Source organism: Burkholderia perseverans (assembly GCF_022870505.1).
GTDB classification, from domain to species: domain Bacteria; phylum Pseudomonadota; class Gammaproteobacteria; order Burkholderiales; family Burkholderiaceae; genus Burkholderia; species Burkholderia plantarii.
Genome location: NZ_CP045094.1, coordinates 3,457,649 through 3,470,888, shown reverse-complemented (window position 1 = coordinate 3,470,888; position 13,240 = coordinate 3,457,649). Strand labels below are relative to the sequence as shown.

Here is a 13,240-nt window from a genome sequence, read left to right as displayed (position 1 = left end):
CCGGCGCGGCGGGCGCATGCGGCGCCCGGGGCGGATCAGGTCAGCTAATTCGGTCGGTGGCCGAGGTCGCGAAGCCGGTCGCGCGGCCGCCGTGCGCGGCGAAATAGGCGCGCGTGTCGACGACGTCCTGCGCGATCGCGCGCGTCAGCGTTTCCAGGTCGATGAACTTGGCCTCGTCGCGCAGCTTCTTCAGGAACTCGACGCGCACGATCCTGCCGTAGGCGTCGCCGTGCCAGTCGAGCACGTGGACTTCCAGCAGCACGCGGCCCGCGTCCACCACGGTCGGGCGCACGCCGAGGCTCGCCACGGCCGGCAGCGGGTGGTCGGCCAGGCCATGCACGAGGACCACGAAGATGCCCGACAGCGCCGGCCGCTTGTGCGCGATCGGCAGGTTCAGGGTCGGGAAGCCGAGATCGCGGCCGAGCTTGAGCCCGTGGGCGACGTGGCCGCTGATCGCGTAGCCGTGGCCGAGCGCGGCCTTGGCCGCGTCGAGGTCGCCGGCCGCGAGCGAGGCGCGCACGCCCGAGCTCGAGATGCGCGCGCCGTTCGGCGCCGCGAGCGTGGCCATCTGCTCGACGTCGAAGCCGTAGCGCTGGCCCGCCTCGCGCAGCGAGGCGAAATTACCGGCGCGCTTCGCGCCGTAGCAGAAATCGTCGCCCACCATCATCCAGCGCGCATGCAGGCCGTTCACGAGCGTCTGCTCGACGAACGCTTCGGGCGACTGGTTCGCGAACGTGTGGTTGAAATGCTCGACCACCACGCGATCGACGCCGTTCTCGCGCAGCGCTTCCAGCTTGTCGCGCAGCATCGCGATGCGCGGCGGCGCGCCGGCCGGATTGAAGAATTCGCGCGGATGCGGCTCGAACGTCATCACGCAGACCGGCAGCCCGCGCGCGTCCGCCGCCGCGCGCACGCGCGCGAGCAGGGCCTGATGGCCGCGATGGACACCGTCGAAGTTGCCGATCGTCAGCGCGCACGGGGCGCGGCTCTCGGCGTTGGGCAGGCCGCGAAAGACTTTCACGATAGCGGGTGGCAGCGGGCGAGTGGGGCGGGCGGATGCCGCAAAGCACAAGATTATAAACGTTCGGACGGCGGGGCGGCTCGGGCGGCGGGAAACCGCTATCCCGAATGGTAAAATCCGCGGATGAAAAAACTTGTCATCCTGATTTCAGGTCGCGGCAGCAACATGGAGGCCATCGTCGACGCGTGCGAGCGCGAACGCTGGCCGGCCCGGGTGGCTGCCGTGATCGCAAACCGGCCCGACGCGGCCGGTTTGTCGTTTGCGGCCGCGCGCGGGATTCCCGCCGTCGCGGTCGATCACGGCGAGTACGACGGCCGTGAAGCGTTCGACGCCGCGCTGGCGGCCGAGATCGACCGCTTCGACCCGGACCTCGTCGTGCTCGCCGGCTTCATGCGGATCCTCACGCCGGCCTTCGTCACGCGTTACGAGGGCCGGATGCTGAACGTCCATCCGTCGCTGCTGCCGAGCTTCAAGGGCATGCGTACCCACGAGGCGGCGCTGGCCGCCGGCGTGGCGCTGCACGGCGCGACCGTGCATTTCGTGATTCCCGAGCTGGACAGCGGCGCTATCGTCGCGCAGGCGGCGGTGCCGGTGCGCGGCGGCGACACGGCCGAAACGCTGGCCGCGCGCGTGCTCGCGGCCGAGCACCAGCTTTATCCGCGCGCCGTGCGCTGGTTCGCCGAGGGCCGACTGCGGCTCGACGGCGGCCGCGCGGTGGTGGCGCCCGGCGCGTGCCGATGGCTCGTCGCCGATGACAACAACGAACAGGGTGAGGGTGTATGAAGCTGCATGGTTTTCTGATTGGCCAGACCGAGACGTTGCTCGCCGACGTCCTGAAATTTACCGGCCCCGCCGATGCCACCACCAGCCGGTTCTTCCGCGCGCATCCGAAGCTCGGCCATGCCGAGCGCGGCGTGATCGCCGAGGCCGTGTTCGCGGTGCTGCGCCGGAAGATGGAGTTCTCGCATCTGGCCGAAAGCGGCTCGGGCAGCCCGGCGCGGCGCCTGACGCTGCTCGGGCTGATGCAGACGGCGGGCCGCTCGGCGCTCAAGCAGCATGTGTCCGAGGCCGAATGGGCGTGGCTCGATCACGTCGCGAAGATCGATCCGGCCAGCCTGCCGCTGCGCGTGCGCACCAACCTGCCCGACTGGATCCATCAGGCGCTGGCCCAGCGCTTCGATGCCGAGACGCTCGCGCAGTTCGCGGCCGCCGTCAACTATCCGGCGCCGCTGGACCTGCGCGTGAACGTGCAGAAGGCGACCCGCGAGCAGGTGCTGGACGCGCTGCGCATCTCCGGCATCGAGGGCGGGGAGACGCCGTTCGCGCCGAACGGCGTGCGCGTGGTCGGCAAGCCGGCGCTGACGCGGCTGCCGATCTTCCAGGACGGCATGGTCGAGGTGCAGGACGAGGGCAGCCAGCTGCTCTGTTCGCTGGTCGCGCCGCGCCGCGGCGAAATGATCGTCGACTTCTGCGCCGGCGCGGGTGGCAAGACGCTCGCGCTCGGCGCGGCGATGCGCTCCACCGGCCGGCTCTATGCGTTCGACATCTCCGAGAAGCGGCTGGCCAAGCTCAAGCCGCGCCTCGCGCGCAGCGGGCTGTCGAACGTGAACCCGGTGCTGATCGACAGCGAACACGACGCGAAGATCAAGCGGCTCGCCGGCAAGATCGACCGCGTGCTGGTCGATGCACCGTGCAGCGGGCTTGGCACGCTGCGCCGCAATCCCGACCTGAAGTGGCGCCAGACGCGTGATTCGATCGACGAACTCACGCCGAAGCAGGCCTCGATCCTGGCCAGCGCCGCGCGCCTCGTGAAGGCGGGCGGGCGGCTCGTCTACGCGACCTGCAGCGTGCTGGAAGCCGAGAACGAGGCGATCGTCACGCAGTTCCTCGCCGCGCATCCCGATTTCGTGCTGGTGCCGGCCAACCAGGTGCTCGCCGAGCAGCGCATCGGGCTCGACACCGGCGAGTACCTGTCGCTGTGGCCGCATCGTCACGCTACCGACGGCTTCTTCGCCGCCGTGCTCGAACGCCGCGCGAAGCCGGCCGGCAGGGCGGTGGATAAAGCCGGGAAGGCGGCTGAAAAGCCCGCCGAGACGCCAGTTGAAAAGCCGACGGAGCAGGCCGCCGGGCAGCCGGCCGAGCCGGTGGCGGAGCAGCCTGCCGAACCGGCGCCGGATCAGGCCTGACGGACTCGCGCGTGATGCAGGGCCTGCCGCTGTCGCAACGGCTCGCCGGCGTGATCCGCGACTTCGGGCAGCCGGGAACCATCTGGCAGCTCGCGGTGCTGGTCGGGACGCTGCTGCTGGCCTGGTTCGCCGCGCGCTGGCTGCGCGGGCGCATCGACGCGCGGCGCCGGCGTGCCGGGCAGGTCGCCGGCACCGGCTCCGAAAGCCTGAACCGCGCGCTGTTTCCGCTGGTGGGCGGCCTGTTCGTGCTGGTCGCGCAGGCCGTGGGCGAGCGCGTCTTCTCGACCGCGATCCTGCAGCTCGCGCTGGTGCCGCTGTTCGGCATCGCGCTGATCTACCTGCTGTTCTCGATCGCGCGCCGCGCGTTCGTGCGCAACGGCCGCGATCGCGACACGCACGCGTGGCTGTCGATCGTCGAGAAACTCGTCTCGGTGGTGGTCTGGGTCGCGATGGTGCTGACCGTGCTCGGCATCCAGCGCGACGTGGTCGACTGGCTCGACGGCGTGCGATTCCATGTCGGCAGCGCGCACCTGAGCCTGCTGTCGTTGCTGTCGGGCTGCCTCTGGATCGGCGTGACGCTGGTGGTCGCGATGTGGCTCGGCTCGCTGCTCGAGGATCGCCTCGCCCGCGCCACGACGCTCGACGCGAACCTGAAGGTGGTGCTGTCGCGGGTCGGCCGCGCGCTGCTGGTGGTGGCCGCGGTGCTGATCGGGCTGTCGCTGGTGGGCATCGACGTGACGGTGCTCGGCGTGTTCGGCGGCGCGCTCGGCGTCGGGCTCGGCTTCGGCCTGCAGAAGATCGCGAGCAACTACGTGTCCGGCTTCATCATCCTGCTCGACCGGTCGCTCAGGCTCGGCGACGCGATCAACGTGGGCGGCCTGCAAGGGGTGGTCACGCAGATCCGCACGCGCTACACGGTGGTGCGCGGCCTGGACGGCTACGAGACGCTGATTCCGAACGAGAAGCTGATCACCGACGTGGTGCAGAACCAGTCGTCGTTCCAGACGCGCGGCTACGCGAAGGCGGCCGTGCGCGTCGCCTACACGGCCGACGTCGAGGCCGCGCTCGCGTTGCTGGTCGAGGCGGCGCGCGGCGTCGAACGCGTGCTTGACGAGCCGGCTCCGGCCGCCTATCTGGCCGGCTTCGGCACGGACGGCATCGAGCTCGAACTCGGCTTCTGGATCGCCGACGCCGCGCTCGGCACCTCGGGCGTGCGCTCGGCCGTGAACCGCAAGCTGTGGCGGCTGTTCGCCGAGCACCGCGTGGCGATCGCGCTGCCGCAGCGCGAGGTGCGCGTGGTCGGCGCGGGTCATGTCGCTGAAGTTGTCGACGCAGGCCGTCCGGACGAATCGACCGGATTTGTCGCCGCTGCACCGGCACGATCGATCGACCCGGCGCCGCTCTGATTCGTCCCTTTTCGGTCGATTTAGATCGTATCTGGACTCCAAATTCTTGGATGTCCGATATTAGACTGCAATCCCCTTGCGCCATAGCAACAATCATTCATTTTTGACAGTTGCCAGGAACGGATACAGTAAAATTGTGTCTACACGCGGTAGGCTTTCATTTTTATGACGTCGGCGGCCGCGTACCGGCGCCGTCTCTGAACCACGGGTAATTTGCCTTGCTGAATTCTGTGCTCGACTTCCTGGCCCACGGGCTGCTGCACTTCTCGTGGTGGCAGATCGTGCTGTTTACGCTCGTTGCCACTCACATCACGATCGTTGCCGTCACCATTTACCTGCATCGCTGCCAGGCGCACCGCGCGCTCGATCTGCATCCGGCCGTCAGCCACTTCTTCCGGCTCTGGCTCTGGATGTCGACGGGCATGTTGACGGGCCAGTGGGCCGCGATCCACCGCAAGCATCACGCCAAGTGCGAGACCGAGGAAGATCCGCACAGCCCGCAGACGCGCGGCATCTGGAAGGTGCTGCTCGAAGGCGCCGAGCTCTATCGCGCCGAGGCGAAGAACGAAGAAACGATGCGCAAGTTCAGCCATGGCACGCCGAACGACTGGATCGAGCGCAACGTGTATTCGAAGTACACGATCCTCGGCGTGAGCCTGATGATGGTGATCGACGTGGCGCTGTTCGGCATCGTCGGCCTGTCGGTCTGGGCCGTGCAGATGATCTGGATCCCGTTCTGGGCGGCCGGCGTCGTCAACGGCCTCGCGCACTACTGGGGCTACCGCAACTTCAACTCGGCCGACGCGAGCACGAACCTGATTCCCTGGGGCATCGTGATCGGTGGCGAGGAAATGCACAACAACCATCACACGTTCGCGACCTCGGCGAAGTTCTCGAACAAGTGGTACGAGTTCGACATCGGCTGGATGTACATCCGCATCCTGTCGGCGTTCAAGCTGGCCAAGGTGAAGAAGGTCGCGCCGACGCCGCGCCTGGTCGCACGCAAGGCCGTGCTCGACCAGGAAACGCTGCAGGCCGTGCTGTCGAACCGCTATGAAGTGATGGCGCGCTACGGCAAGGCGCTCAAGCGCGCCTACCGCCAGGAGCTCGTGCATCTGAAGGAACTCGGCGCGCGTGAGAAGTACCAGCTGATGCGTGGCGCCCGCAAGTGGTTCCACAAGGAAGAGGACGGCCTGAACGAACCGCAGAAGCGCCTGCTGCCGGAAATCTTCGCGAACAGCCAGAAGCTGCAGACCTACTTCCAGCTGCGCCAGGAACTGGCCGCGATGTGGGACCGTTCGAACGCTTCGCGCGAACAGTTGCTCGTGCAGTTGCAGGACTGGTGTCATCGCGCGGAACAGAGCGGCATCAAGGCTCTGCAGGAATTCGCGACGCGCCTGCGACGCTACGCATAACCGGAAATCGATTAGAATTTCGGAACGTCACAAACCCCGCGCTGGCGGGGTTTTTTCTTTTGTGCCGCCGGTTTCGGGGCGGCCGATCGGCAGGGCAGAGGAGAAGGAAGATGCAAGCGGCGATCAAACCCGTCGAGTACGACCGGCCGGGCGCTACATGCGGCATCGGGCAGGCATGGGCGAAGGTGCCCGACAGCCCGTCGGCGGTGGAACGCGACGCGCTGAAGGCGCGAATCAAGGCGCTGCTGGTGCGCGAGAAGGCCGTGCTCGTCGCGCATTACTACGTCGATGCGGAGCTGCAGGAACTGGCCGACGAGACGGGCGGCTGCGTGGCGGACTCGCTCGAGATGGCGCGGTTCGGCCGCGATCACGACGCGCAGACGCTGATCGTGGCCGGCGTGCGTTTCATGGGCGAGACGGCCAAGATCCTGAGCCCGGGCAAGCGAATCCTGATGCCCGATCTCGACGCCACCTGCTCGCTCGATCTCGGCTGCCCGGCCGACGAGTTCTCGGCGTTCTGCGACGCGCATCCGGACCGCAAGGTGGTGGTCTATGCGAACACGAGCGCGGCCGTGAAGGCACGCGCCGACTGGATGGTCACCTCGTCGATCGGCCTCGAGATCGTCGCCGACCTGCATGCGCGCGGCGAGAAGCTGATCTGGGCGCCGGACCGCCATCTCGGCAGCTACATCCAGAAGAAGACCGGCGCGGACATGCTGATGTGGCAGGGCTCGTGCCTCGTCCACGACGAATTCAAGGGCATCGAACTCGACCTGCTGCGCGCCGAGTATCCCGATGCGAAGGTGCTCGTGCATCCGGAGTCGCCCGAGGGCGTGGTCGCGCTCGCCGACGTGGTCGGCTCGACCACGCAGCTGATCGATGCCGCGGTCAGGCTCGACGCGCAGCGCTTCATCGTCGCGACCGATCTCGGCATCCTGCACAAGATGCGCCTCGCGGCGCCGGGCAAGACCTTCATCGAGGCGCCCACGGCCGGCAACAGCGCGACCTGCAAGAGCTGCGCGCATTGCCCGTGGATGGCGATGAACGGCCTCGCGAACCTGGCCGACGTGCTCGAACGCGGCCACAACGAGATTCACGTCGATCCGGCGCTCGGCCTGCGCGCACGCGTGCCGATCGACCGCATGCTCGCGTTCGCCGCCGAGCACAAGCAGCGCGTGCAGGCCAGCGGCGACCTGCAGCGCGATGCGAAACTGTTCTCGAACGTGGGGGCGGCATGACGGCGGTCTCCACGATCTACGGCGAGATCGTCGCCGAATACGGCGCGGCGTTCGAGGCCGCGATCTCACGCAACGTCGGCGATGCGATTGCCGAGGACGTCGGCAGCGGCGACCAGACCGGCCGGCTGGTACCCGACGGCCTCGCGCGGCGCGCGCGCATCATCGTGCGCGAGCGCGCGGTGCTGTGCGGCGTGCCGTGGTTCGAGGCGGTGATGCGCGCGATCGATCCGTCGATCGAGGTCGACTGGCGCTATCGCGAGGGCGAGATGATGGAGCCCGACGCCACCGTCTGCGAGCTGCGCGGCCCGGCCCGTTCGCTGCTGACGGCCGAGCGCAACGGCCTGAATTTCCTGCAGCTGCTCTCGGGCGTAGCGAGCGCGACGCGCCGCTACGTCGATCTGATCGACGGCCATCGCGCACGCATCCTCGACACGCGCAAGACGCTGCCGGGGCTGCGCCTCGCGCAGAAATACGCGGTGCGCGTGGGCGGCGGCGCGAACCAGCGGCTCGCGCTGTACGACGGCATCCTGATCAAGGAGAACCACATCGCGGCGGCGGGTGGCGTCGGTGCGGCGCTCGACGCGGCGTTCGCGCTGCAGGCCGGCGTGCCGGTGCAGGTCGAGGTGGAGACGCTCGCGCAGCTCGATACCGCGCTCGCGCATGGCGCGAAATCGGTGCTGCTCGACAACTTCACGTTCGAGATGATGCGCGAGGCGGTGCGGATCGCGGGCGGCCAGGCCGTGCTCGAGGTGTCGGGCGGCGTCAATGCCGATACCGTCGTCGAGATCGCGGCGACGGGCGTCGACCGGATCTCGATCGGCGCGCTGACGAAGGACGTGCGCGCGACCGATTTCTCGATGCGCATCGTCGACTGATCGATCGGGCGGGACAAAAAATGAAGCCGCGCGCGGAATGGTCCGCGCGCGGCTTCGTTGTTTTCCGAGCCGGTTTCCTGATCCTGCCTGGCGGCCCGGGCGCCGCGCTCAGCGACCCGGCGACAGCACGGTCGGCAGCGCTTTCGGCAGCGTGTCCGGCCAGTCGCGGCTGTAGTGCAGGCCGCGGCTCTCCCGCCGCGAGCGCGCGCTGTCGACGATCAGCGAGGCGACGTCGACGAGGTTGCGCAGTTCGAGCAGGTCGGGGCTGACGCGGAAGTTCGCGTAATACTCGTGGATCTCGTCGCGCAGCAGCGCGATGCGATGTCGGGCGCGCGCGAGGCGCTTGTCGGTGCGCACGATCCCGACGTAGTTCCACATCAGCCGGCGCAGCTCGTCCCAGTTGTGCGCGACCACCACTTCCTCGTCCGGATCGGATACGCGGCTATCGTCCCAGGCCGGCAGCGCGCCGTGCGAGGCGGATTCGTAGCCGGCGGCCTCGATCGCCTCGGCGGTGGCGCGGCCGATCACGAGGCATTCGAGCAGCGAGTTGCTGGCGAGCCGGTTCGCGCCGTGCAGGCCCGTGTACGACGTCTCGCCGACCGCGTAGAGGCCGGCCAGGTCGGTGCGGCCCGCCAGATCGGTGACCACGCCGCCGCAGGTGTAGTGCGCGGCCGGCACGACCGGGATCGGCTCCTTCGCGATGTCGATGCCGAATTCGAGGCAGCGCGCGTGGATGGTCGGGAAGTGTTCGCGCAGGAACGCCTCGGGCTGGTGGCTGATGTCGAGATAGACGCAGTCGATGCCGCGCTTCTTGATCTCGAAGTCGATTGCGCGCGCAACGATGTCGCGCGGCGCGAGTTCGGCGCGCGGATCGTGGGCCGGCATGAAGCGCGTGCCGTCGGGCAGCTTCAGCAGGCCGCCTTCGCCGCGCACTGCCTCCGAGATCAGGAACGACTTCGCATACGGGTGATAGAGGCAGGTCGGATGGAACTGGATGAACTCCATGTTCGCGATCCGACAGCCCGCGCGCGAGGCCATCGCGATGCCGTCGCCGGTCGCCGTGTCGGGGTTCGTCGTGTACAGGTAGACCTTGCCGGCGCCGCCGGTGGCGAGCACCGTGTGCGGCGCCTCGATCGTCACGGTCAGGCCGGTGCGCACGTCGAGCGCGTAGAGTCCGACGCAGCGCCCGCCGGTCAGGCCGATGCGGTCCGAGGTGATCAGGTCGATCGCGTGATGGTTCTCGAAGAACGTGATGTTCGGATGGCGGCGCGCGCGCTCGCTCAGCGTCGCGAGCACGGCGTGGCCGGTCGCGTCGGCCGCGTGGATGATGCGGCGATGGCTGTGGCCGCCCTCGCGCGTCAGATGGAAACCGAGTTCGGCGGCCGCGTCGCGCGTGAACGGCACGCCCTGCGAGATCAGCCACTCGATCGCGGCGCGGCCGTGCTCGACGATGAAGCGCGTGGTGGTCTCGTCGCAGAGACCGCCGCCCGCGATCAAGGTGTCGCTGACGTGGTTCTCGACGCTGTCGGCCGAATCGAGCACCGCTGCGATGCCGCCCTGCGCATAGTCGCTCGCGCCTTCCATCATCGACCGCTTCGCGATCAGCGCGACCTTGCGCGTTTGCGCCAGGTTCAGCGCGACCGACAGACCGGCCAGACCGCTGCCGACGATCGCCACATCGAAATTCATCTTGCCTCTCCGTTTCCGCGCTTTGATCCGATGTTTCCGCCGGCGCGGGGCCGTGCGGAAGGGCAGAGCATACCGCGTTCGTAACGGCCATGTGTCACGGAGAAGACAAAAACCGGCATCGCGAACAACCTGCGCGCCGGCAAAACAAAAAGCCCCGCGCGAGCGGGGCTTTTCGTGTCATCAGGCTGGAGACGGAAGATTACTTGATCTTCGTTTCCTTGTACGCCACGTGCTTGCGGACGACGGGATCGAACTTCATGATCTCCATCTTTTCCGGCATGTTGCGCTTGTTCTTCGTGGTCGTGTAGAAGTGACCTGTACCAGCGGTCGACTCGAGCTTGATCTTGTCGCGTGCGCCCTTTGCCATGTTCGTGCTCCTTGGACTTAAGCTTCGCCGCGTGCGCGCAGGTCAGCGAGCACGGAATCGATGCCGTTCTTGTCGATAAGGCGCAGGCCGGCGTTCGAGACGCGCAGACGCACCCAGCGGTTTTCGCTTTCCACCCAGAACCGGCGATTTTGCAGATTCGGCAGGAAGCGACGCTTCGTCTTGTTGTTGGCGTGGGAAACGTTGTTGCCGCTCATCGGCGCTTTCCCAGTTACTTGGCATACGCGTGCCATGAGAGCACTCCTAATACGCTGAATTCGGGTTCAATGGCCGGTGAAGTTTCTTCGCTCAACGACTGCGGACCCGCTGCCGTCTTGGAAAGACCAAGCCATTGGTGATGGCCGGACCCTTCGTCCCTTCTTGGCTTCAGAACTGGTTGGAAAAAAGTCAGACGGCGATTCTAACAGAAAAAATTCAGGAAAATCAACCCAATTTCCCGATCCGGTTCGTGGGCGGCTCTGCCGCCGGGTTCGCCGCTCTTCTCGAGGCCATGGGGCCATATCGGAGCGGCCAGCCTGGCGCGCCTGCCGGCGTGGCCGCGAAGGCAGGCGCCGGTGCCGCCGCGCGCGTTTCGCGCCGGTCACATCAGGCCCGCCTGGGCGAACGAGAAGGTCTCGCTCGCGCCCACCACGATGTGATCGATCAGCCGCACGTCGACGAGCGCGAGCGCGTCGTGCAGCACGCGCGTGAGCCGCCGGTCCTCGGCGCTCGGGCGCACCGCGCCGGACGGGTGATTATGCGCCACGATCAGCGCGGCCGCCTTCAGTTCCAGCGCGCGCCGCACGATTTCGCGTGGATAGACGGCCATCCGCGTCAGCGTGCCGTGGGTGGCTTCCTCGTCGCGCACGAGCCGGTGCTGCGCGTCCAGATAGAGACAGACGAACACCTCGCGCGCCCGGGTGCCGATCGTGAGCCGCAGGTAATCCTCCACGGCCCCCGGCGAATCGACGAGCGGGCGCTCGCTGGCGCGTTCGACGAGCGCCCGACGCACCAGTTCGGTGGTGGCGATCATGACCGCGGTGCGCGCCGGGCCGACGCCGGGCAGCTCGCTGATGGCGTCCGGAGCCGCGTCGAGCAGCGCGCGCAGCGACCCGAAGTGCCGCAGCACCGCTTCGGCGATGGCGGCCGTGCTGAGCCCGGCGATGCCGTTGCCAAGCAGCAACGCGAGCAGCTCGTGATCGGCCAGCGCGGCGGGGCCGCGGTCGAGCAGCCGTTCCCGTGGCCGGTCCTCGTGTTCGTTTTTGCGCCGGCGCCGGCGTTTGCGGACGACCGGCGCCGGGGAAGGGCGAAGTGCCGGGGCGGCGTCGGGGCCGGCGGGGGCGACCTCGGGCGCGGCGCCGCCGGCCGTGCGATTGCTGTCCGAACGCATGCGATGATTCTCCGGGTGAGGAACGCACGGCGGCGGCCGTGGCCCGACATTCCGCCCCGCGCGCTCAGGTGACTTACAATAGCGGTTTTGCGTTGTGCCGCCCGGCGGCGGACTGAACGAGTAACTCATGAGCCTCATCGATATCTCAGAAGTGAAGCCCGGTTCCCACGTCACGCTTCATTACCGGCTCGCGCTCGCCGATGGTGCCGACATCGTCAACACTTTCATGGACAAGCCGGCTACCCTGCTGCTCGGTGCCGGGCAACTCGCCCCGGCACTCGAGACCATTCTGCTCGGGCTGAAGACCGGGCACCATTCGACCTTCCAGCTAGCGGCTGGCGAGGCGTTCGGTCCCCGCAATCCGGAGATGATCCAGCGCGTCAGCCTGAAGACGCTGCGCGAGAACGGCATGGTCGGCGACGATTTCACGCCCGGCGACCTGATCGAATTCAACGCGCCGGACGGCGGCCGCTACGCGGGCGTGCTGAAGGAGGTCGGCGAGACCTCGGCGCTGTTCGACTTCAACCACCCGCTGGCGGGGCAGGCCATTACGTTCGAAGTGAAAATCATCGGGATCCTGTAACCATGAGCTCCACCGATACGCTATCCGGCCCCACCGTCGCGGCCGATGCCGAAATTCTGCTCGCCCAGCCGCGCGGCTTCTGCGCCGGCGTCGACCGCGCGATCGAGATCGTCGAGCGCGCGATCGCGATGCACGGCTCGCCGATCTACGTGCGTCACGAGATCGTCCACAACAAGTACGTGGTCGAGGATCTGAAGACGAAGGGCGCGATCTTCGTCGAGGAACTCGAGGAAGTGCCGTCGGGCAACACGGTGATCTTCAGCGCGCACGGCGTGTCGAAGGCGGTGCGCGACGAGGCTGCGGTGCGCGGCCTGCGTATCTACGACGCGACCTGCCCGCTCGTCACGAAGGTCCACGTCGAAGTCGCGAAGATGCGCCAGGACGGCGTAGACATCGTCATGATCGGCCACAAGGGGCACCCCGAGGTCGAGGGCACGATGGGCCAGGTCGAGCGCGGCATGCACCTGGTCGAGAGCGTGGAGGACGTCCTCGCGCTGGAGCTGCCCGATCCCGAGAGCGTCGCGCTCGTCACGCAGACCACGCTGTCGGTCGACGACGCGGCCGAGATCATCGCCGCGCTCAAGCGCAAGTTTCCGGCGATCCGCGAGCCGAAGAAGCAGGACATCTGCTACGCGACGCAGAACCGCCAGGACGCCGTGAAGTTCATGGCGCCGCAGTGCGACGTGGTGATCGTGGTCGGCAGCCCGAACAGTTCGAATTCGAGCCGCCTGCGTGAAGTCGCGGAAAAGCGCGGCGTCGATGCCTATATGGTCGATTCGCCGGACCAGATCGATCCTGCCTGGGTGGCCGGCAAGCGCCGGATCGGCGTGACCGCCGGCGCCTCGGCGCCCGAGGTGCTGGCCCAGGCGGTGATCGCGCGCCTGCGCGAACTCGGCGTGCGCAACGTGCGTGCGCTCGAAGGCATCGAGGAGAACGTCTCGTTCCCGCTGCCGCGCGGCCTCAACCTGCCGCCGGCCGGCTGAGCGGGAATTCCCTCCCCCGGGATATTCCCCGATTCGTCGGATCAATCCCGGCGACCGGCATCGTCCCCCTACCAAAGCGCGCCTCGGCGC

13 protein-coding genes are annotated in these 13,240 nt (G+C 67.8%); 8 read left to right on the top strand and 5 right to left on the bottom strand.

Features of this window, described 5'->3' with window-relative positions; genetic code table 11:
* Window positions 1–40 precede the first annotated feature (40 nt).
* A complete protein-coding gene (locus BpN12_RS30030; protein WP_042625802.1) occupies window positions 41–1,021 on the bottom strand; it encodes a bifunctional riboflavin kinase/FAD synthetase in 981 nt (326 codons plus the stop codon).
* A gap of 123 nt (window positions 1,022–1,144) precedes the next feature.
* On the opposite strand from BpN12_RS30030, the gene purN reads away from it, so the two are divergent.
* From purN to nadC, 6 genes are all read left to right on the top strand, one after another.
* Complete coding sequence (gene purN, locus BpN12_RS30025; protein ID WP_246795771.1) at window positions 1,145–1,804, top strand: phosphoribosylglycinamide formyltransferase; 660 nt, start codon at window positions 1,145–1,147, stop codon at window positions 1,802–1,804.
* Window positions 1,801–3,207 carry an RsmB/NOP family class I SAM-dependent RNA methyltransferase gene (locus BpN12_RS30020; protein WP_246795770.1) on the top strand — a complete coding sequence of 469 codons (1,407 nt, stop codon included), beginning with the start codon at window positions 1,801–1,803 and terminating at the stop codon, window positions 3,205–3,207. The genes purN and BpN12_RS30020 overlap by 4 nt, the downstream gene beginning before the upstream one ends.
* A gap of 14 nt (window positions 3,208–3,221) precedes the next feature.
* Window positions 3,222–4,613 carry a mechanosensitive ion channel family protein gene (locus tag BpN12_RS30015; protein WP_246798042.1) on the top strand — a complete coding sequence of 464 codons (1,392 nt, stop codon included), beginning with the start codon at window positions 3,222–3,224 and terminating at the stop codon, window positions 4,611–4,613.
* Between the two features lie 218 nt (window positions 4,614–4,831).
* Complete coding sequence (locus tag BpN12_RS30010) at window positions 4,832–6,028, top strand: DesA family fatty acid desaturase (protein WP_198251343.1); 1,197 nt, start codon at window positions 4,832–4,834, stop codon at window positions 6,026–6,028.
* Between the two features lie 110 nt (window positions 6,029–6,138).
* A complete protein-coding gene (nadA, locus tag BpN12_RS30005) occupies window positions 6,139–7,266 on the top strand; it encodes a quinolinate synthase NadA (protein ID WP_246795769.1) in 1,128 nt (375 codons plus the stop codon).
* Window positions 7,263–8,141, top strand: coding sequence for a carboxylating nicotinate-nucleotide diphosphorylase (gene nadC, locus BpN12_RS30000; protein WP_246795768.1), 879 nt, complete (start codon window positions 7,263–7,265; stop codon window positions 8,139–8,141). Before nadA ends, nadC begins: the two co-directional genes overlap by 4 nt.
* Before the next feature lie 108 nt (window positions 8,142–8,249).
* Here nadC and nadB read toward each other — a convergent pair whose 3' ends face one another.
* The 4 genes from nadB to radC all read right to left on the bottom strand — a co-directional run bounded on the left by nadB (window position 8,250) and on the right by radC (window position 11,584).
* Window positions 8,250–9,830, bottom strand: a complete 1,581-nt coding sequence (nadB, locus tag BpN12_RS29995; protein WP_246795767.1) for an L-aspartate oxidase — start codon at window positions 9,828–9,830, stop codon at window positions 8,250–8,252.
* 199 nt (window positions 9,831–10,029) lie between these two features.
* Window positions 10,030–10,197, bottom strand: a complete 168-nt coding sequence (rpmG, locus tag BpN12_RS29990; RefSeq protein ID WP_007586229.1) for a 50S ribosomal protein L33 — start codon at window positions 10,195–10,197, stop codon at window positions 10,030–10,032.
* A gap of 17 nt (window positions 10,198–10,214) precedes the next feature.
* Window positions 10,215–10,448, bottom strand: a complete 234-nt coding sequence (gene rpmB, locus BpN12_RS29985; protein WP_004186391.1) for a 50S ribosomal protein L28 — start codon at window positions 10,446–10,448, stop codon at window positions 10,215–10,217.
* A gap of 347 nt (window positions 10,449–10,795) precedes the next feature.
* Window positions 10,796–11,584, bottom strand: a complete 789-nt coding sequence (gene radC / locus BpN12_RS29980) for a RadC family protein (protein ID WP_246798041.1) — start codon at window positions 11,582–11,584, stop codon at window positions 10,796–10,798.
* Between the two features lie 127 nt (window positions 11,585–11,711).
* Between radC and BpN12_RS29975 the strand changes: the two genes are divergently transcribed.
* Together BpN12_RS29975 and ispH are read left to right on the top strand one after the other, a co-directional pair.
* Window positions 11,712–12,167 (top strand): FKBP-type peptidyl-prolyl cis-trans isomerase, encoded by a 456-nt coding sequence (locus BpN12_RS29975; RefSeq protein WP_246795766.1) that lies wholly within the window; start codon window positions 11,712–11,714, stop codon window positions 12,165–12,167.
* 2 nt (window positions 12,168–12,169) lie between these two features.
* Window positions 12,170–13,150 (top strand): 4-hydroxy-3-methylbut-2-enyl diphosphate reductase, encoded by a 981-nt coding sequence (ispH, locus tag BpN12_RS29970; RefSeq protein ID WP_246795765.1) that lies wholly within the window; start codon window positions 12,170–12,172, stop codon window positions 13,148–13,150.
* The last annotated feature ends 90 nt before the right edge of the window (window positions 13,151–13,240 follow it).